Origin of the sequence: Salmonella sp. SAL4457, from assembly GCF_046548235.1 — a bacterium.
In the GTDB taxonomy this organism is placed as follows: domain Bacteria; phylum Pseudomonadota; class Gammaproteobacteria; order Enterobacterales; family Enterobacteriaceae; genus Salmonella; species Salmonella enterica.
The window spans coordinates 183,654-204,342 of the sequence record NZ_JBGDZO010000005.1 but is presented as its reverse complement, the minus strand read 5'-3'; the positions used below and the strand labels follow the sequence as shown (position 1 = coordinate 204,342).

General features: G+C 54.2%; 16 protein-coding genes and 1 pseudogene. 5 read left to right on the top strand and 12 right to left on the bottom strand.

Annotation, left to right across the window (positions count from 1 at the left end):
- Positions 1-3 precede the first annotated feature (3 nt).
- Genes bcsB through bcsR form a run of 4 tightly spaced genes read right to left on the bottom strand, consistent with a single transcriptional unit; the run spans position 4 to position 5,892 of the window.
- The gene (gene bcsB / locus ACLJNW_RS17135; protein WP_000823812.1) at positions 4-2,304 is read right to left on the bottom strand and encodes a cellulose biosynthesis cyclic di-GMP-binding regulatory protein BcsB; all 2,301 of its coding nucleotides are present in this window, start codon (positions 2,302-2,304) and stop codon (positions 4-6) included.
- Positions 2,305-2,314: 10 nt separating this feature from the next.
- Positions 2,315-4,939 (bottom strand): UDP-forming cellulose synthase catalytic subunit, encoded by a 2,625-nt coding sequence (gene bcsA, locus ACLJNW_RS17130; protein WP_023204141.1) that lies wholly within the window; start codon positions 4,937-4,939, stop codon positions 2,315-2,317.
- Positions 4,936-5,688, bottom strand: a complete 753-nt coding sequence (gene bcsQ / locus ACLJNW_RS17125; RefSeq protein WP_023204142.1) for a cellulose biosynthesis protein BcsQ — start codon at positions 5,686-5,688, stop codon at positions 4,936-4,938. The genes bcsA and bcsQ overlap by 4 nt, the downstream gene beginning before the upstream one ends.
- Positions 5,689-5,892 (bottom strand): cellulose biosynthesis protein BcsR, encoded by a 204-nt coding sequence (gene bcsR / locus ACLJNW_RS17120; RefSeq protein WP_000282616.1) that lies wholly within the window; start codon positions 5,890-5,892, stop codon positions 5,689-5,691. It abuts the gene before it with no gap.
- Between the two features lie 244 nt (positions 5,893-6,136).
- On the opposite strand from bcsR, the gene bcsE reads away from it, so the two are divergent.
- The 3 genes from bcsE to bcsG are packed head-to-tail and all read left to right on the top strand — an operon-like array spanning position 6,137 to position 9,572.
- Positions 6,137-7,708, top strand: coding sequence for a cellulose biosynthesis c-di-GMP-binding protein BcsE (bcsE, locus tag ACLJNW_RS17115; RefSeq protein ID WP_001205758.1), 1,572 nt, complete (start codon positions 6,137-6,139; stop codon positions 7,706-7,708).
- Positions 7,705-7,896 (top strand): cellulose biosynthesis protein BcsF, encoded by a 192-nt coding sequence (gene bcsF / locus ACLJNW_RS17110; RefSeq protein ID WP_000988321.1) that lies wholly within the window; start codon positions 7,705-7,707, stop codon positions 7,894-7,896. Before bcsE ends, bcsF begins: the two co-directional genes overlap by 4 nt.
- The gene (gene bcsG / locus ACLJNW_RS17105) at positions 7,893-9,572 is read left to right on the top strand and encodes a cellulose biosynthesis protein BcsG (RefSeq protein ID WP_000192022.1); all 1,680 of its coding nucleotides are present in this window, start codon (positions 7,893-7,895) and stop codon (positions 9,570-9,572) included. The genes bcsF and bcsG overlap by 4 nt, the downstream gene beginning before the upstream one ends.
- Positions 9,573-9,653: 81 nt before the next feature.
- Here the strand turns inward: bcsG and ACLJNW_RS17100 are convergent, their stop codons facing one another.
- Positions 9,654-9,761: a type I toxin-antitoxin system toxin Ldr family protein gene (locus ACLJNW_RS17100; RefSeq protein ID WP_001537650.1), complete on the bottom strand. Its 108-nt coding sequence runs from the start codon at positions 9,759-9,761 to the stop codon at positions 9,654-9,656.
- Between the two features lie 372 nt (positions 9,762-10,133).
- Here ACLJNW_RS17100 and ACLJNW_RS17095 point away from each other — a divergent pair.
- Both ACLJNW_RS17095 and ACLJNW_RS17090 read left to right on the top strand, forming a co-directional pair.
- Positions 10,134-10,286, top strand: a pseudogene (locus tag ACLJNW_RS17095) (PLP-dependent transferase); the annotation flags it as partial.
- A gap of 117 nt (positions 10,287-10,403) precedes the next feature.
- Entirely contained in the window at positions 10,404-11,702 is a 1,299-nt protein-coding gene (locus ACLJNW_RS17090; RefSeq protein WP_001150184.1) for an aromatic amino acid transport family protein, read from the top strand.
- A 100-nt stretch (positions 11,703-11,802) separates the two neighbouring features.
- Here the strand turns inward: ACLJNW_RS17090 and dppF are convergent, their stop codons facing one another.
- The 7 genes from dppF to ACLJNW_RS17055 all read right to left on the bottom strand — a co-directional run bounded on the left by dppF (position 11,803) and on the right by ACLJNW_RS17055 (position 20,565).
- Positions 11,803-12,816: a dipeptide ABC transporter ATP-binding subunit DppF gene (gene dppF, locus ACLJNW_RS17085; RefSeq protein ID WP_000103563.1), complete on the bottom strand. Its 1,014-nt coding sequence runs from the start codon at positions 12,814-12,816 to the stop codon at positions 11,803-11,805.
- Positions 12,813-13,796, bottom strand: coding sequence for a dipeptide ABC transporter ATP-binding protein (dppD, locus tag ACLJNW_RS17080; protein WP_001196509.1), 984 nt, complete (start codon positions 13,794-13,796; stop codon positions 12,813-12,815). The genes dppF and dppD overlap by 4 nt, the downstream gene beginning before the upstream one ends.
- A 10-nt stretch (positions 13,797-13,806) precedes the next feature.
- Positions 13,807-14,709, bottom strand: a complete 903-nt coding sequence (gene dppC, locus ACLJNW_RS17075) for a dipeptide ABC transporter permease DppC (protein WP_000084690.1) — start codon at positions 14,707-14,709, stop codon at positions 13,807-13,809.
- A 9-nt stretch (positions 14,710-14,718) separates the two neighbouring features.
- A complete protein-coding gene (gene dppB / locus ACLJNW_RS17070) occupies positions 14,719-15,738 on the bottom strand; it encodes a dipeptide ABC transporter permease DppB (RefSeq protein WP_000938843.1) in 1,020 nt (339 codons plus the stop codon).
- A 156-nt stretch (positions 15,739-15,894) separates the two neighbouring features.
- A complete protein-coding gene (gene dppA, locus ACLJNW_RS17065; protein ID WP_000028049.1) occupies positions 15,895-17,502 on the bottom strand; it encodes a dipeptide ABC transporter periplasmic-binding protein DppA in 1,608 nt (535 codons plus the stop codon).
- Positions 17,503-18,057: 555 nt separating this feature from the next.
- Entirely contained in the window at positions 18,058-19,383 is a 1,326-nt protein-coding gene (locus ACLJNW_RS17060; RefSeq protein ID WP_001136082.1) for a uracil-xanthine permease family protein, read from the bottom strand.
- Positions 19,384-19,440: 57 nt separating this feature from the next.
- Complete coding sequence (locus tag ACLJNW_RS17055; protein WP_023204144.1) at positions 19,441-20,565, bottom strand: aryl-sulfate sulfotransferase; 1,125 nt, start codon at positions 20,563-20,565, stop codon at positions 19,441-19,443.
- Between the last annotated feature and the right edge of the window lie 124 nt (positions 20,566-20,689).

The following is a 20,689-nucleotide window of genomic DNA, read 5'->3' as shown; positions in this document are numbered from 1 at the left end:
GCGTTACTCATGGTCAGGGTCGAGACGACGGCGACTGAGAATACGTAGCAGACGCCACAATACCCACGCCAGTAATACCACACTGAGGGCCGCCAGTACCGCCAGCAGCACCGGGTGATTCGCCAGCGCATACCACAGCCGCTCAAACCACGGCAGATGTCCGACGTAATAGATATCGCCAACGCGCAGACTGTGAACGCCGGACTCGCGGATCACCGCCACGGAACCAAACATCGCGGCGCGTTTACCGCTGTCGTTCACGGCGTCGTTCAGTAGCTGGTAGCCGCGCGGGCTGTCAGCCAGCAGAGCAATCACGCTGCGCTGATCATTAAACGGCGACTGGAAGCCCACTACCGCCGCCATCGGGCCGCTGGCGGTGACGGTGGACTGCGCATCCGCCGCGCGATCGGCCTCATCCGGCATAATCGACGGGAAAGCGGTCTGCCGCATCGGGGTTTTTACCCAGCTTTGTGTCGCCTGCACCAACAGATCGATACGCTTATCATCTTTTAGCTTGCCCGGAATAGCGCCAATAATCAGCAGATCGGCGTCTTTGTCGGCTATCTGAGCGCTATCATCGGTGATTGTCAGATTAATTGCCGGGAAACCGGTCTGTCCGCCAATGGCGCCGACCGTATTCAGCAGCGTTTCCATTTGCGCTTCGGTTGGGGTCTTCGGCATCACCGCCAGCGTGTCAGACAGGTCGGCCATCCGGCTGAACGGGAAACCCGCATTGGCGAACGCGCGTAAATCCGGCATCGCGATAAAGTGGTAATATTTCGAAAAATCGATAGTGGAGTCATCCCCTATCACCACATGATTCGGTACCGGCTGGAAGGTAATACAGTTGTCCACCGACCCGCCCGGCATCGGGTTCATGTAGCGGAAGTCAAAACGTAGTTGGTTCATCGCCCCCAGTTTGAGCGCTGGAATAGACACATCCGTTTTACCATCCAGCAGTCCCTGAAGTACCGGCAGGCGCAACAGGAGTCGATTAGTTTCCTGCGTGCTGTTAAGGCTAAAGGCTTGCAGAAACTGGTTATTCAGACTGATATCCAGCCGTGAACTGTCTTTAGTCGGCGGCGAGGTATAACGGTAGTTGAGATCCATATCAATACCGTTGCTACGCAGCAAATAGAGGTCCGGCGGCAGATTCAAAGAAACGTTGATGGGCGCCGGCTCCAGCCCACTCGACTGGAGCTGCTCTTCATAGGTTTTCAGCTCGCCAAAAGTGACCGGGCGATCGGTACGCACCCAGTTCGGCGCATCATACGGTTTGCGCGCCAGCAGCGGTTTTACATCGTTGACCACCACGCTGGAACCACGGAAGAGAATATTCCCTTGCGCGATACCTTTTGCCGCTTGCAACAGGTCTTTATCATCACGGCCAAACACGACCAGCAACTTCACATACGGATTATCCGGATGGCTCATCATCTCGATAACCGGCGCGTTAACCGCAGGATGATCGCGCAGGAAATCGGGGCGTCGATCGTTGGTGGCGAACACGATCGCATTGCGATCCGGCAGGTGATTATACAACACCGGGAAGCGCTGACCGCGCCAGCCCGCCCGCGATCCAAACCAGGACGCGACAATAGAAGCCGCCTGCTGCTGCGCCAGATCCGGCATATCAGCAAACACTATCGGCAACGTCACTGGACGGTTATCCCGCGGATCGAAAAACGGCACCGGGAAGTGGGACAGATCGTTATTCACCGCCAGCATGTTATAGGTCAGATCCAGGGCGCTATTTCGCCCGATGTCTAACCACAGAGTACTGCTGGCCGGGTTTTCACACACGTCGCGATAGTGGCCGACAAACTCCAGCCGCACCCGGTTAAAGTCGGTGATAAATAGCGGATTGATAGGTACCTGCGCCAGCGTCTTTTTCCCCAACTGCTCTTTTGTCACCGGCAGTACGCCCATCAGTTCATCATTGAGATAAACCTTGAGCTGCGACTGAACCGGCAGGAGCGACGGCGAGGGCGTATATTCCAGATTCAGCACCGCTTTCGACGCCACTTCATCGCTGCGCATACCAAATTCAATGCCGCCGTTAGGGTTAACGCCACGCAGCGCCATACTACCCGGCGGCGGCGCGATTTGCGCAAAGGTCAGCTTGACCTCGCGCGAAGGCGCGGTCTGCGCCACGACGGGCGCCTCAGTTGCGGGCGACGGCGCAGGCTCGGTGGGTTCAGCATTGATCAATGGCGGCGTAGCAGGCGCCGCCGCCGTCATGAAAGCAGGAAACGCGCTTAATCCTATTACCGCCGCACACATCCAGGACAATTTTCTTTTCATCGCATTATCATCATTGTTGAGCCTGAGCCATAACCCGATCCGACGGCTGTATCGCCGCTTGCCGCTCCGGGCGACGCGGAATAAACGATACAATCCAGGCAATTAACGCCGTCAACGATCGGAAAATTACTTTTACTGAAGGCGGCGCGAACTCCGCGAGGTGGCGATATCCGCGGAAGCCCAGCTTCAGAATATCCAGCAAGCTTTCCAGCGGTTTATCTTCCGGGAAGCTATCTTGCCAAAGCGCCCACGTATCGGCGCGCGCGAAGGTACACTGCACAAAATCAATATGTTGTTTGGTGGTGAGCGGCATCAGTTGCAGCCCGACCTCATTGCCCGTTACGCGCACCACCTGCGTTGGAAAGACATATTCCTGCTGCCCGCGTTTAAGCAACAGATTCACTTTCTGCCCTTCCAGCACCTGCGCCTGACCGTTGATCTTGATGCCTAACCCGCCGTCGGAGAAGTCATGTACGGTACAGGAGAATAAATGTCCATCTTCGCGGGCGATGGCCCCCGGCATGGCAATTTCGACCCGATGCGCGCGTCTGACCTGTTTACTCTCTACCGAAACCGCAACCGCGCCGCCGAGAATGACCAGGTTGTAGAAGACCCACACCAGGCTAACGATGACGGTCAGCGTTTCATTTTCCGGCCCGTAATAGTATCGCCATACGCCCGCCGCCACGCCGAGCAGGTTAAGCAAGACAAGGAAGATATACGGACGCGAGATTACCCAGTCGACGTACTTCTCTTCCACCAGCCCGCCTTTCGCCGTGACGTTAAATTTCCCTTTGTGCGGATTGATCAACGCGACCAGAGTCGGCGGTGCGATATACCATGCCAGTACCGTTTCATAGATTTCACTCCAGAAAGAGTGACGATACTTGCCCTGAATCTTCGAGTTAGTCAGGCTGGCGTGGACCATGTGCGGTATCACAAATAGCGCAATCATCAACGCAGGCGCATAAATGATATAGGCGTGCAGCAGCAGAAAAGCCAGCGGCGCGGTCAGAAAGATCAGGCGCGGAATGCCGGACAAGAAATGGAACATCGCGTTGAGGTAGCACAGCCGCTGCGCCAGTTTTAAGCCTTTACCAAACAGAGGGTTATCGAGGCGGAAAATTTGCACCATACCCCGCGCCCAACGAATACGCTGCCCGATATGCGCCGACAGGCTTTCCGTCGCCAGCCCCGCCGCCTGCGGAATGCGCATATACGCTGAGGTATAACCTCGCCGGTGCAGCCGGAGCGAAGTATGCGCATCTTCCGTCACCGTCTCAACGGCGATACCGCCAATCTCATCCAGCGGCTTACGGCGAATCACCGCGCACGATCCGCAAAAGAAAGTGGCGTCCCACATATCGTTACCGTCCTGCACCAGTCCGTAAAACAGCGTGCCTTCGTTAGGCGTTTTACGAAAACGTCCCAGGTTGCGCTCAAACGGGTCCGGGGAGAAGAAATGATGCGGCGTCTGCATCATCGCCAGCTGTTTTTCTTTCAGGAACCAGCCCATTGTCATTTGCAGAAACGAGCGTGTCGGCACATGGTCGCAATCGAAGATCGCCACAAACTCGCCTTTCGCGTGTTTTAGCGCATTGTTGATGTTGCCGGCTTTGGCGTGTTCATGCGTGGTGCGGGCAATGTAATGCACGCCAACATGTCGGGCAAAATGACGAAATGATTCACGCCCGCCGTCATCAAGGATCCAGATATTCAGCTTGTCCTTCGGCCAGTCAATGCCAAGCGAAGCGTAAATGGTATTTTTGACCACATTAAGGTCTTCGTTATAGGTCGGTACAAAAATATCCACCGTCGGCCACTGCGACATTTCTTTCGGCAACGGCACCGGTTGACGATTTAACGGCCACACCACCTGGAAGTACCCCAGCACCAGCACAATCCAGGCGTAGGTTTCCGCAAACAGCAGAATCAGCCCGCACACCAGACTGACCGGGTCGTCCCAATTTAGCGTCGAGGTATAGCGCCACCAGATATAACGACAGGAGACCGTTAACGACAGCACGATGAGCATCAGCGCGGAAAAGCGTCCCGGCATACGTCGTACCAACAGCGCAACGCCCCACAGCAACAGCAGAAAGATAAATTGCGATAGCGGGTTAAATGGCTGCGTAATACAGATCAGCGCCAGTATCAGTGAAAAGGTCACGATAACGCCCAGAATAAAACGCCGGGCGCCGTTGCTAAGATGTCCCAGCTCTTTTTCCTTTTCCAGATGCGTTGTCTTTTGGCGCACCCGTTCCGGTAAGGTATCCATCCATTGATGGTAACGTCCACGAACGTCCTTCAGGCGCGCAAATGACCGCCAGCGCGGTTCATGACGTTCTTTAGCCGACGAGATCATCACCAGCCAGAGGGTCTGAATGAGGTAACGGGCCGGGTCCAGCGGGCGCGGGCGGGCGGCGTTAATATGCGGGTAAAGCGCTTTATGCCCGTCGCGAATACGCTGCCAGCGCGGATGCTCAAGCGGAAACACTATCCACGCCAGAATCATCCACAGGCAGCCGAGCGCTGCGCTAAACGGCGACGCGCCGTGGCGGCGGTAACCCTGATAGCGCTCGCTCAAACGCGCGCTAACCGGCGGGATAAGCAGCCACCGGGAAAGGGCGCTCATCGCAGGCTCCCGGCGGACGTTTTGTCGCCCGCATCATGCAGCAGGCACCAGTTCGCCAGCGTTAACACCTCTTCGGCGGCTAACGAATCGCTGCGATATTCGCCTAACGGCTGTTTCGACGCCATGCACTCCGCCATCGCCTCATCGCGATGGATCACAATGGGCAGCAACCGGCGCTGGCTTTGCAGCCAGACCTGGTACAGATCGTCCTGTAACTGACTGCCAATGCGTAAGTCATTGATCAGAATATACGCTCCGGCAGGCAACGCCTGCTGATGAAGGCGAATATGGCAGTTAGCGTCAACCTGGGCTATCGCCAGCGTATGGTCGCAGAGGCTCACCAGCTGCCGTGTCAGCGGTAACGCGCCGTAGGGCAAGTCCAGTAAAATCCAGCTATAACGCCCGCTCGCTTTCAGCGCCTGGATAGCCGATCCGATCTCTCCCAGCGTCTCCTGCCAGGCCTGCGGATTTTCCCGCTCTTGCGCGGTGAGCTGTCCAAACGGCAGTAGATCAAGCTGTGAGGTATAACGTAACCCGGCATCGCGCCAGTCCTGGCCGTCCAGCAACGATCGCGCCCAACCGCCCTGATGGACGAAGTCGACGTTAAACGACATGCGCAGCAGGTTATCGGGGCTGGCGTCAATCACCAGGACATTTTCCCCTAAGATTTGTAACGCCCAGGCGAGTGCTGCGGTGAGAGATGTGGTTCCCACCCCGCCGCGCACGCCCTGCAGTCCCAGAATCGCCATTCATGGCTTCCTTAATGAATGTGGTTGCGCAAATTCAGCCAGGAGTGGCCATCTTTTAATCGCCGCCGCCAACTGTTCGCGTTGGGAAATATCGGTATAATCTATTTCGGGTAGTGAAAACGCCTGGCTTAATGCCAGAAAATCATTTTGAAAAGTGTAGCCCAACGTTGGATCGGACTGAGCGCCAGGTTCATTGTTATACATTCTGGTTGCTCCTTTTTAAATATTTCTCACTGGCAGCATTACGCCCCGTCGTCAATACGGGAGAACGCGCATTTTTCATCTTTCCGTGACATCATTTATAATGTGTAAAAATGCAAAGCGCAGAGTTACAGGGCATCCTGCCGGACAAATTGATTCACATGCTAAATCTGATGCGTTTTAATTTCAATGTTAGGTTTATTTCTGTGCTTTCGCTAGTAAACTGATAAACAGTTAAAATAGTGACATGAGGGACACTGTGGACCCCGTATTTTCTCTCGGCATCTCATCATTATGGGATGAACTGCGCCATATGCCAACCGGCGGCGTCTGGTGGGTTAACGCCGATCGCCAGCAAGATGCCATCAGCCTGGTGAATCAAACGATTGCGTCACAAACGGAGAATGCAAATGTCGCCGTCATCGGCATGGAAGGCGATCCTGGCAAAGTAATCAAATTAGATGAATCTCACGGTCCGGAGAAAATCCGCTTATTTGCCATGCCGGATTCAGAAAAAGGGCTATACTCTTTGCCCCACGATTTGCTTTGTTCTGTTAACCCGACGCATTACTTTTTCATTCTTATTTGTGCAAATAACACGTGGCGGAATATAACGTCAGAAAGCCTGCATAAATGGCTGGAAAAAATGAATAAATGGACTCGTTTTCATCACTGTTCATTGTTGGTTATTAACCCTTGTAATAATAGCGATAAACAGTCCTCGTTGTTGATGGGCGAGTATCGCTCACTTTTCGGCCTCGCCAGTTTACGTTTTCAGGGCGACCAACATTTGTTCGATATTGCCTTCTGGTGTAACGAAAAAGGCGTCAGCGCCCGACAGCAGTTATTGCTGTGTCAGCAGGACGAACGCTGGACGCTATCCCATCAGGAGGAGACGGCAATTCAGCCGCGTAGCGATGAAAAACGCATTCTTAGCCACGTCGCCGTCCTTGAAGGCGCGCCGCCGCTCTCGGAACACTGGACGCTTTTCGACAATAACGAAGCGCTATTCAACGACGCGCGCACGGCGCAGGCCGCGACAATTATTTTTTCGCTTACACAGAACAACCAAATCGAGCCGCTTGCTCGTCGCATTCATACTTTGCGGCGCCAGCGGGGAAGCGCGCTGAAAATTGTCGTGCGCGAAAATATCGCCAGTTTGCGCGCCACCGATGAGCGCCTGCTGCTGGGCTGCGGCGCGAATATGATCATTCCCTGGAACGCCCCGCTTTCACGCTGCCTGACGCTTATTGAAAGCGTGCAGGGACAGCAGTTCAGCCGTTACGTACCGGAAGACATCACCACGCTACTGTCAATGACGCAGCCGTTGAAACTGCGCGGTTTTCAGCCGTGGGATATCTTCTGCGATGCCATCCATACGATGATGAGCAACACCCTGCTCCCCGCCGACGGGAAAGGCGTTCTGGTCGCGCTGCGCCCGGTGCCGGGCATTCGGGTTGAGCAGGCGTTAACATTATGTCGGCCAAACCGAACCGGCGATATTATGACCATCGGCGGCAACCGTCTGGTGCTGTTTTTATCATTCTGCCGGGTCAACGATCTGGATACCGCGTTAAACCATATTTTCCCTTTGCCGACGGGCGATATTTTCTCTAATCGTATGGTCTGGTTCGAAGATAAACAAATCAGCGCCGAGCTGGTGCAGATGCGCTTATTGTCGCCGGAACTGTGGGGAACGCCGCTACCGCTGGCAAAACGCGCCGACCCGGTAATAAATGCCGAACACGATGGCCGCATCTGGCGTCGTATTCCAGAACCCCTGCGACTGCTCGACGACACCGCGGAGCGTGCATCATGATGACCATCAGCGATATCGTGCAAATTATTCTTTTTTGCGCGCTGATTTTCTTTCCGCTGGGGTATCTGGCGCGTCATTCGCTACGCCGTATCAGTGATACGACCCGGCTGCTATTTGCCAAACCTCGTTATGTAAAACCAGCCGGAACTCTGCGCCGCGCTACGAAAGTCAAGGCAGACAAAAAATGACTCAGCATACTCAAACTCCTTCAATGCCTTCTCCGCTCTGGCAGTACTGGCGCGGTCTTTCCGGCTGGAACTTCTATTTTCTGGTCAAGTTTGGCCTGCTGTGGGCAGGCTATCTGAATTTTCATCCTTTACTGAATCTGGTATTCATGGCGTTTCTGCTCATGCCAATACCAAAGTATCGCCTTCACCGGTTGCGCCACTGGATTGCCATTCCCGTCGGCTTCGCGCTGTTCTGGCATGATACCTGGCTGCCCGGCCCGCAAAGCATTATGAGCCAGGGGACGCAGGTGGCGGAATTCAGCTCCGGTTATCTGCTCGATCTGATCGCCCGTTTTATTAACTGGCAAATGATCGGCGCCATCTTCGTACTGCTGGTTGCCTGGCTTTTTTTATCACAGTGGATTCGGGTCACGGTGTTTGTGGTCGCCATCATGGTATGGCTGAATGTCCTGACATTAACCGGCCCGGTTTTTACGCTGTGGCCGGCAGGCCAGCCAACCGATACGGTGACGACGACTGGCGGTAATGCAGCCGCTACCGTCGCGACAGCGGGCGATAAGCCGGTCATCGGCGATATGCCTGCGCAAACCGCGCCGCCGACGACCGCGAATCTGAACGCCTGGTTGAACACCTTCTATGCCGCGGAAGAAAAGCGGAAAACGACGTTCCCGGCGCAGCTTCCGCCTGATGCGCAGCCGTTCGACCTATTGGTCATCAATATTTGTTCGCTCTCCTGGTCGGATGTCGAAGCGGCAGGCTTGATGTCACATCCGCTATGGTCGCACTTTGACATTTTGTTTAAACACTTTAATTCCGGTACGTCTTACAGCGGCCCGGCGGCCATTCGTCTGCTGCGCGCCAGCTGTGGTCAACCTTCGCATACCCGACTTTATCAACCAGCCGATAACGAATGTTATCTGTTTGATAATCTGGCGAAACTGGGCTTTACTCAGCATCTGATGATGGATCATAACGGTGAATTTGGCGGCTTCCTGAAAGAAGTTCGCGAAAACGGCGGTATGCAGAGCGAACTGATGAACCAGTCCGGCCTGCCAACCGCCCTGCTGTCATTCGACGGCTCGCCGGTATATGACGATCTGGCGGTCCTGAACCGCTGGTTGACAGGGGAAGAACGTGAAGCCAATTCCCGCTCCGCGACTTTCTTTAACCTGCTGCCGCTGCACGATGGCAACCACTTCCCCGGCGTCAGCAAAACGGCGGATTATAAAATCCGCGCGCAGAAACTGTTCGATGAACTGGACGCCTTCTTTACCGAACTGGAGAAATCCGGGCGTAAGGTGATGGTAGTCGTCGTACCGGAGCACGGCGGCGCGCTGAAGGGCGACAGAATGCAGATCTCAGGCCTGCGCGATATTCCCAGCCCCTCCATCACCAACGTCCCGGCGGGCGTGAAATTTTTTGGCATGAAAGCCCCGCATGAGGGCGCGCCGATTGATATTAACCAGCCGAGCAGCTACCTGGCGATTTCCGAACTGGTCGTACGCGCCGTGGACGGTAAGCTCTTTACCGAAGACAGTGTGAACTGGAACAAGCTGACCAGCAATCTGCCGCAAACCGCGCCGGTTTCAGAAAACGCTAATGCGGTGGTGATTCAGTATCAGGGTAAGCCCTACGTTCGTCTGAATGGCGGCGACTGGGTGCCTTACCCGCAGTAAACCGAAAAAGGCCGCAAGGTTTCCCCTGCGGCCTGGTTCGGGCGCATGTTGCCATTACGGCGGACAGACGCTCAAAACGCGTTACTTCCTGTCACGTAGCCAGTTGACGATCACACTGGCGATAATGCCAGCAATGATCGGCGCCGCCAGATCGTGCCAGAAGGCCACGCCCAACTGCGTAAGCGTCATATAGCCGCCTTGTTGCAATGGCAACCGTTCGCGGCTATCCTTGATGTGTTGAGGTTCAAGTTAGCCCCCGTCAGGTTGCCAGGTTTATACCAGTCAACGTGCGGGGGTTTTCTCTATCCAGCAACCTATGCCGCCGGGGATCAAGCCCCCGCAACATTGCGCCTCACCGGGTAAACCCGGCTTGCTGCTGATATTACGGCAAAATCCCCGTCCCGGCACGGCGCTAACGTGCAATCTGCGTGACGCTTCGCAGACGATTACTTTTATTTGCCAGAATACATTCAGCATTTCTGAGGCTGGCAGTCAGCCGCTCAATTCTGTAAATTATGCCTCCTCGCGGCCAGTCCCGGTGATACCGAAACCCTCGTTCAGCATCCTGCGTCTATGACATATTCGCCTGTTGCGCCAGAGGAATGGCTAAAAGCAGGTATTACCGACGAACTTATCCGTCTTTCAGCGGGACCTGAAGATCCCGACGATATTATTCATGACCTTGAACGCGCCAGCAGAAAAGCAGCATTCTGACGATTGCTCGGCGAACCGCTGTCACCGGTTTGCCGCATCGGGTATCAAGGCACTATAGCCTGGTTATAGGCAGCATTCTTTATGAGAGAGCTGCCTATATTTTGGGCAGGGGGCTCTATGCAGGACGACACATTACCATTAAATAACAGTAACGCTACGACCACATCGCTTTCAACGAGATTACCGTTTACAAAATATGATTTTGGCTGGGTGCTCTTGTGTATCGGTATGGCGATCGGCGCCGGTACCGTCTTAATGCCAGTGCAAATCGGTCTCAAGGGGATCTGGGTATTTATTACCGCTTTTATCATCGCCTATCCCGCTACCTATATTGTGCAGGATATTTATCTAAAAACGTTATCTGAAAGCGAAACCTGTGACGATTATACGGATATTATCAGTCACTATCTTGGCAAAAACTGGGGCATTTTTCTCGGTGTAATCTATTTTCTTATGATTATCCACGGGGTGTTTATTTATTCCCTGTCGGTGGTGTTTGATAGCGCCTCCTATATCAAAACCTTCGGCCTTACTGAGGTCGATCTTTCGCAGTCTATTATCTATAAAGTCGCGATTTTCGCCGTGCTGGTGGCGATTGCCTCCGGCGGGGAAAAGTTATTATTTAAAATTTCCGGCCCGATGGTGGTGGTAAAAGTCGGGATCATTCTGATATTCGGTTTCGCGATGATCCCACACTGGAATCTTGATAATATTTCCGCCTTTCCCGCCGCATCGGTTTTCTTTCGCGACGTACTGCTCACTATCCCATTTTGCTTCTTTTCTGCGGTCTTCATTCAGGTGCTAAACCCAATGAACATCGCCTATCGTAAGCGCGAACCTGACCGTGTGCTGGCCACCCGGATGGCGATTCGCACGCATCGCATTAGCTATATTACGCTGATTGCCATTATTCTCTTTTTCTCGTTCTCGTTTACCTTTTCGATTAGTCATGAAGAGGCGGTATCAGCATTCGAGCAGAATATTTCCGCCCTTGCGCTGGCAGCTCAGGTAATCCCTGGCCATATCATCCACATTACCTCTACCATCCTCAATATTTTTGCCGTACTTACCGCGTTCTTTGGTATTTATTTAGGTTTTCACGAAGCGCTTAAAGGTATTGTACTGAATGTATTGAGTCGTATTATGGATGTCAAAAACGTCAACCCACTGTTACTGACATCTGGAATCTGTGTCTTTATCGTGGTTACTCTGGTTATTTGGGTTTCGTTTCGCGTCTCAGTATTGGTCTTTTTCCAGTTAGGCAGTCCGCTTTATGGCATTGTCGCGTGTATTATTCCCTTTTTCCTGATTTATAAAGTAGCGCAACTGGAAAAATTACGCGGCCTGAAAACCTGGCTTATTCTGTTATATGGAATATTGTTGTGCCTGTCGCCGTTATTAAAATTGATTGAATAAGTCGTACCGGAGAGCCATGCCCGGTGGCGCTACGCTTACCAGGCCTACAGGTACGGTGTAGGCTTGATAAGGCGCAGCCGCCATCCGGCATAAAACGCAATTAACTCAGCGGTTTCTGCGGATTTTCATCCTGATCGACGGCAAAGCAGGCCACCAACTGGCCGTCGTACTCTTTAAGCTGCGGCTGTAACTGCGTACAGGGTCCGAAGCGACGGCTGCAGCGGGCGTTGAAGGCGCAGCCCGGCGGCGGGTTCAGCGGGCTCGGCAACTCGCCGGTCAGCTTAATCCGCTCACGGCGATCGTCCGGATTCAGCCGTGGCGTGGCGGAGAGCAACGCCTGGGTATAGGGATGACGTGGATTGTTAAAAATCTGCTCTTTGGTCCCTTTCTCCACGCAGCGGCCTAAGTACATGACCATTACTTCATCGGCGATGTGTTCCACCACCGACAGGTCGTGCGAGATAAAGACATAAGACAGCCCCATATCCTGTTGCAAATCCATCATCAGGTTCAGCACCTGGGCGCGCACCGACACGTCGAGCGCGGAGACCGGTTCGTCGGCAATCACTACGTCCGGATCAAGCATCAGACCACGGGCGATAGCGATACGCTGACGCTGGCCGCCGGAGAACATATGCGGATAGCGGTCGTAGTGCTCGGTTTTCAGCCCCACCTTCGCCATCATCGCCAGCGCTTTTTCACGACGCTGCGCTTTACTCAGGCTGGTATTGATCAGCAACGGCTCTTCCAGAATTTGCCCCACTTTCTTGCGTGGGTTCAGGGAACCGTAGGGGTTCTGAAACACAATCTGAATTTTCTGCCGCCGCAGTTTCTGCGCGTGCGGATCGTGTTTGAGCAGATCCTGCCCCTGGTAATAAAGCTCGCCGCCGGTTGGCGTTTCAATCATCGTCAGCAGGCGACCCAGTGTGGATTTTCCACAACCGGACTCCCCCACTACGGCCAGCGTTTTACCGCGTTCGAGATTAAACGACACGCCGTCCAGCGCTTTTACCAGCCGTTCCGGAGAAAAGATCCCCTTCTTCACCGGATAGTGTTTTTTCAGGTCGATAGCCCGCAACAGCGGCTGTTGCAAGGTGGCCTCATGCGTACTCATAGTGTGGGCCTCCCGGCATCATCGAGTGGGTAATGACATTTTGACTGACGTCCATCGTCCAGTTGGTTGAGAGCAGGTTCTTCCGCACGACATCTGTCCGTGGCGTAGGGGCAGCGAGGGTTAAGCAGACAACCCGTCGGTCGGTCATATTTCCCCGGCACCACGCCCGGCAGCGACGCCAGACGCGCTTTATCTTGCGCAAACTCTGGTAACGCACGTAGCAATGCCTGGGTATACGGATGACGCGGCGCGCGGAAAATATCCTGCGCAGCGCCGGTTTCGACGACCTGCCCGGCGTACATGACGATAATTTTGTGCGCCGCTTCCGCCACCAGCGCCAGGTCATGGGTAATCAGCACCAGCGCCATGTTCTCTTTTTGCTGCAACTCCAGCAGCAGCTCAATGATTTGCGCCTGAATGGTCACATCCAGCGCCGTGGTCGGTTCATCAGCAATTAACAGCTTTGGTCGACAGGCTATGGCCATCGCAATCATCACGCGCTGACTCATGCCGCCAGAAAGCTGGTGCGGATAGACATCCAGACGAGAAGCCGGATCGGGAATACCCACCTGGTTCAACAGGTCAATCGCTCGCTGACGACGGGTTTTCTTGTTCCCGCCCTGATGTACCTTGATGGCTTCCATAATCTGAAAGCCAACGGTATAGCAAGGATTGAGGCTGGTCATCGGGTCCTGGAAAATCATCGCCACTTCAGCACCCACCAGGTTGCGACGTTCCTTCTCGGAAATGCGCTTCAGATCCTGTCCGTTAAAGAGCAGGTTTTCCGCCATCACGCGGCCTGGGTAATCGATAAGCCCCATAATCGCCAGCGAGCTGACGGATTTGCCGGAACCAGACTCGCCGACAATCCCGACCACCTCACCCTGCTTCACGCTGTAGCTAATGCGGTCGACGGCTTTGAACGGTGTCCCTTCGTCGCCGAAGTGCACCGATAATTGATCTACATTTAATAACGCCATCTCGAACCTCTTACTGCTTCAGTTTGGGATCGAGCGCGTCACGCAGACCGTCACCCATCAGGTTAAATGCCAGTACCGTCAGCAGAATCGCCAGCCCCGGGAAGGTCACGACCCACCAGGCGCTTTGGGCAAACTGCAGAACGTCAGAGAGCATGGTGCCCCATTCCGGCGTAGGCGGCTGTGCGCCCATCCCCAGGAAGCCGAGGGCGGCCATATCGAGAATGGCGTTAGAGAAGCCCAGTGACGCCTGAACGATCAGCGGCGCAAGGCAGTTCGGGAAAATATTGACGAACATCTGACGCATCGCGCCTGCGCCCGCCACGCGGGAGGCAGTCACATAATCGCGGTTCACCTCTACCAGAACCGCCGCGCGGGTTAAGCGGACATAGTGCGGCAGCGCCACAAACGTCAACGCCAGCGCAGCGTTGCCGATGGAGGGGCCGAAGATCGCCACCAGCACCAGCGCCAGCAGCAGGCTCGGCAGGGCCAGCATAATATCGACCACGCGCATGATGATGTTATCGACCAGACCGCCGAAGTAACCCGCGACCAGGCCGAGAATAATCCCCATTACCAGCGACAGGACGACCACCAGACAGCCGACCAGCAGTGACAAACGCGCGCCATACATCAGGCGCGAGAGGACATCGCGACCAACATCATCCGTTCCCAGAATATGCGCCCAACTGCCGCCTTCCTGCCAGACCGGCGGCGCCAGCAGCGCATCGCGGAACTGCTCTGCCGGGTTGTACGGCGCAATAAAGTTGGCAAACACCGCAATCAGGATCACGATGAGAACATACGCCAGCCCGACGACCGCGCCTTTATTGCGTTTGAAATAGTGCCAGAACTCCCGCAATGGCGTCATGGGCGCCGGTGCGGCATTAACATTATTTTCAGTAACCTGTGACATGATGGCCCCTTACTTCTTATGCCGAATACGCGGGTTCACCACGCCGTACAGCAGGTCTACCAGCAGGTTGACGAGAATAATCATCGTCGCTACCAGTAACACGCCGCCCTGCACTACCGGATAATCGCGGCGTTGCAGCGCATCGATCAGCCAGCGCCCCAGACCGGGCCACGAGAAGATAGTTTCTGTCAGAATCGCGCCCGCCAACAGCGTCCCGACCTGCAGGCCGATCACGGTAACGACTGGCAGCATGGCGTTACGCAGAGCATGGACGATAATGACGCGCATCCTGGTCAACCCTTTGGCGCGTGCGGTACGGATGTAATCCTCCCCCAGCACTTCCAGCATCGACGAACGGGTCATACGCACAATGACGGCCAGCGGGATTGTGCCGAGCACCATCGCAGGCAGGATCATATGCGCCAGCGCATCAATAAAGTTACCCTCTTCGCCCCAGATAGCGGTGTCGATCAGCATAAAGCCCGTCAACGGATTGGTATCATCAAGGAACACCATATCGCTCACGCGCCCGGAAACCGGCGTCAGGTTCCAGTGGACGGAGACCAGCATGATCAGCATCATGCCCCACCAGAAGATAGGCATAGAGTAACCGGTCAGCGCCAGGCCAACGGCAGTGTGATCGAAGATAGAACCGCGCTTCACTGCGGCCAGCACGCCCACCGGAATCCCCACGGCGACGGCAAAAATCATGGCGCAGACGCCAAGTTCCAGCGTCGCTTTAAAGCGAGGCACAAACTCGTCCCACACGGGGATTCGGCTTTTCAGCGAGATGCCTAAATCGCCATGCATCACCCCCCAGATATAATGGAGGTACTGCTGCCACATCGGTTTATCAAGACCGAGTTCAGCCAGCAGTTGAGCATGACGCTCAGGGGAAATACCTCGCTCACCCGCCATGATCATCACCGGATCGCCGGGGATCATGTGGACAAAGGCAAAGGTGAGAAGGGTAATACCGATAAACGTCGGGATAACGAGTCCCAAACGTCGGAGAATGAACTGCAACATAACCCGAATTCTCTCTCATGACCCACGGCCTGGAACCGTGAGTCTGTATTGCTCACAAATCTTATCCCACGCAAACTGCATCGCGGATAAAGCATTACGCCGGATGGCGCTGCGCTTATCCGGCCTACACAACACCGGGGCGCAGCGCTCTTTTAATTATTCGACAGAGACGTTTTCGAAGTGATGTTTGCCTAATGGATCAACCACATAGCCTTTAACTTCTTTACGCACTGGCTCATAAACCGTGGAGTGAGCGATGATCAGCGCTGGCGCCTGGTCATGCATCACAACCTGGGCCTGTTTATAGAGCTCAATACGCTTGTTGTGGTCATCGGTCGCACGCGCAGGCTGAATCAGGTCTTCAAACGGCTTGTAGCACCATTTTGAATAGTTGGAGCCTTGCTGGGCGGCATCGCAGCTGAACAGCGTGGCGAAGAAGTTATCCGGATCGCCATTATCGCCGGTCCAGCCCATCATCACCGTCTGGTGCTCGCCATCTTTAGCGCGCTTGAGGTATTCGCCCCATTCATAGGTGACAATTTTGGCCTGAACGCCAATCTTCGCCCAGTCCGCCTGGATCATTTCCGCCATACGACGCGCATTCGGGTTATAGGGACGCTGTACCGGCATCGCCCACAGATCGATGGTGAAGCCTTTTTCCAGACCGGCTTCTTTCAGCAGCGCCTTCGCTTTTTCCGGATCGTAGCCGTAGTCTTTAATATCGTCGTTGTAGCCCCACATTGTCGGCGGGATCAGGTTTTTCGCCGCAACGCCCGCGCCCTGATAAACGGCTTTGATGATGGCCTCTTTATTCACGGCATAGGTCAACGCCTGGCGAACTTTGACGTTATCCAGCGGTTTTTTCTGTACGTTGTAGGAGAGATAACCCACGTTCAGACCGGCCTGCTCCATCAGGTTGATGTTTTTATCTTCTTTCATGCGCGCAATATCCGCCGGGTTCGGATACGGCATCACCTGACATTCGTTCTTCTGCAGCTTGGCGTAACGCACAGAGGCGTCAGGGGTGATGGAGAAGACCAGACGGTCGATCTGCGGCTTCGTGCCCCAGTAGCCGTCAAAAGCTTTGTAGAGAATGCGGGAGTCTTTCTGATATTGCACCAGTTGGAACGGGCCAGTGCCGACCGGGTTCAGATCCACTTTTTCCGGCGTACCGGCTTTCAGCATGTTGTCAGCATATTCTTTGGAAAGAATAGAGGCGAAGTCCATGGCTAAATCGGCAAGGAACGGCGCTTCCGGACGCGTCAGCACAAACTGCACCGTGTGATCGTCTACCTTCTTCACTTCGCTAATCAGATCCGGCAGCCCCATGCCTTCAAAGTATTCATAGCTGCCGCCAGACACTTTATGGTACGGGTTCTGCTCGTTTTTCTGCCGGTCAAAAGAGAACACGACATCATCGGCGTTCAGCTCGCGCGTGGGTTTGAAATCCTTGCTGGATTGCCATTTCACCCCTTTACGTAGGTGGAACGTATAGGTTTTACCGTCTTCGCTGATATCCCACTTCTCAGCAAGACCCGGGATCACTTCCGTGGTGCCGGTTTTGAATTCAACCAGACGGTTATAGATAGGTACGGAACTGGCATCATAGGTGGTGCCAGACGTAAAGAGCTGTGGGTTAAAGCCTTCCGGCGAACCTTCTGAACAATAAACCAGGGTTTTGGCCTGCACGCTTGCTGCAACGGTCATAGCCACCAGGCTCAAACCAAGCTTCAGCATCCCTGACTTCTTCAAGGAAATACTCATTCTTCTGCTCCAATTGTGATGTATGTTGTTTTGCCCTTTGCAAAGGCTTTTACCGCCCGGCCTTTTTTGTTTTTTACCTGGTCAGGTCAGTAGTGAGAGGTGGGGATTCCGTTCGCATAATCGACTGAGTTGCAGTGCGGATTCTCCATAAAATGCCCCTCATTCCCTACAATCTGTCAATAGAATGTCAAAACGTCAATACAGGTAACCAGCTTTTACAACAACGGTGAGAATTAACAAACAAAGATTAAAAAAAGTTCAGAAGGGTATTTTCAGCAGGGAAATTTGTGCTATAGGCAGAAAGGCAGAGTTATTCACTTAATATTTTGCAACAGTTAGTGATTAACAATTAGACATTAATTGAAAAATTTCTTTCGATATGTTGATTATCTGAGCGATTAATACCACTAACGCTAAAACGCACAGGCGAAAATGCTGAGGTTATTCATAAGCCGTGTGCAAAAAAGAGTTATACGGACATTGAAAAACACCATCGAATATGTCACAAAATTGTAAATAAGTAGGCCGTCGTGCGGCCTACCGCGATCACAAAAACTAACTTTTGACCCTGGCCTGCGTGCGCTTTTCGCTCCAGTTAAACAACGAGTTCACCAGAATCGCCGTCAACGTCCCCGCTGCCATGCCGTTGCCAAAGACCATCTGTACGCCCGCCGGGAAATTCTGATACAGGCCGGGTACCAGTATAGGTAGCATTCCCATGGCCAGCCCCATCGCCAGCGCATAGGTTTTACCCGGCGTATGCAGTGGCTCACGCGCAATCATATCAATGCCGATGACCCCGATAATGCTGAAGACAATCACCGCCGTACCGCACACCACCGAACCTGGCAGACAGGTCGCCAGACGTACCAGCGGCGCGAATATGGCAATCAGGATTAACAATCCTCCAGCAGCCGCAGTCACGAAACGCGATTTCACGTTAGTGGTGCGTACCACCCCAATATTTTCGCCGGAGGTGATAATTAAGGAGGTGCCAAAAATACCCCCCAGCAGCGACATTACCGCATCACCACGAATGGTACGTGGAATCGTCTGCTGCACATTTTGCGTGGAATTGACTATTTCCGCGGTCGCAATCGTTTGCCCAGTTGCTTCAGCCATAGAGATGACCGCGTAAATCAGTAACGGTAGCGAGGCGGAGAGATCAAAAATCGGCCAGCCGAACGGCAAAAGCTGTGGGAAACTAAACAGCGGCCCGTGACTAACACCGCTAAAATCGGTGCTGCCCAACGCCATTCCCAGCAGCGTTCCCGCTAAAAGGCCGAACATCACCGCCAGCTGGCGCAAAATACCGCTAAACGCCAGCGCGAAAATCAGCGTTATCAGAATAGTCCCCAGCGATAAAATGATACTGGTTGGATGAGCGAAGTCGGCGCTCCCTGGCTGGCCAATGATCAACCCGCCGTACAGGCGAATAAGGTTAATCGACACCATTAGCAGCATGATGCCGATGATAAAAGGGGGAAAATGGTGCAGGCAGCGGCGGAAAATCGGCAACGCGATAAAGTAGAACAGCGAAGTCAGAATTACGGCGCCAATCGCGGTCTGGATATTGGTCTGTAAAGCGATCGCAACGAAAATCGCAATCGGCGCGCCCCCCGGTACCATAATAAACGGCAAACGCGCGCCCACCCCTTTCACACCCAGGCTTTGCAAAATAGCGCCCAGACCGCACATCAGAAAGGTTGCGCTAAGTACCGAGGCGGTCACCGTATCGGTAAAGTGGAGCGCTTTGGCGATCAGAAAGACGGAGGTAATGGGGGTGGCGGCAACGACCAGCACATGCTGAAGCGCCAAAAGTAAGGTGGTTTGCCAGGGTAATGCATCGTTATCCGGCGTAGTAAGGCCAGGCTGCGGCATGATTAACTCCCATAAAACATCAAAAAAATAACCGCCAGCGCGGGCTGGCGGTCTGTATTATTTCAACCAACTAATGGCATCAGCGGCATAGCGATGCGCACGGAAGGCGCTGTTCTGTTTTCCAGGAATAATGCCTTTACTGAGGTGCTCCGGATATTCATTAAAGAACGGAATGATATATTCCCATACCGTTTCGCCTTCCGGGGTGACTTCAAACAGGCGGCCAAACGCCGATTCACAGATAAAGGTGTTGCCGTTCGCCAGCCGCTGCGCGCTCCCCATATACGGCGAGAAAAACGCCGGCGGGAAGATATCGCGATACTGCCAGGTAATCGCTTTGGTCTGCGGATCGAACTCCAGCACCGTGGAATGCGGCGAGGTGACGCCGGGACGCAGGTTGCCGTTATCGAAAACCAGAATCGACCCGTTCTCCATCTCAACCGGCGTGTGCTGCTGCGCTACGACTTCCGGCCCTGCATGCCAGATAACCTTCCCGCTCTCTTTATCCACGGCAATGACGCCAGACGTCGTGCGCAGGCTCATCAGTACCAGGCCATCACGGGTGACGGACAGGCCGTTAATCATCGGCCAGTGGCGGCGGTCGAAAATATCATGAATCGGGAAATCTTCCGGATTCAAATGCTCCCAGGCACGCCATTCCCACACCACTTCACCGTCGCGATTGACCTCTTTGACGACGTCGCTCTGAATCACGCCGTCCGGCGCATCGCGGCGCGGGTCGCCGCCGGTAACATGGGCGGCGATATCGGCAGGCAACGGCGACGCGGCGGTATACAGCAGATTACCGTTCGCCAACCATTGCGCATCATGGTGATGGAAGATGTCTTCATAGTGCCAGACGATTTCGTTATCCGGCGTCACTTCGTAGAAGTCGCCGCCGTGCCAGAGATCCCACGCCGGATAGAGGTTCGCTGAAGTGCGGTGGCTGCCGTTATAACCCAGATTACCGTTCGGCAGCAGCACCGCATCACGCCCGGCGCGAACCGGAAGCTGCCACTGATGCGCGACTTCGCCCTGCTCGTCCACCAGGTAAACCCGCCCTTCGGCGGTTTGCGGCGCAAAAAGCGTATAGCCGCCAAAGCTCTTCGCATTATCAGCGTAGATAAGGCCCGCCAGACGGCGTCCAAGGGTGAAAGTCGAGTCCTGAGTTAAGTGTGCCACATCGCCTCCTGAGGAATAAATTTGCGCCAAAATACCTCATTAAAACGTTTTAATGAAGGGTTTTTTACGATCCTCACTGAAAAAAAGCAAACGTTACCGTCTGGTAAATATGCTACCCTGTGCG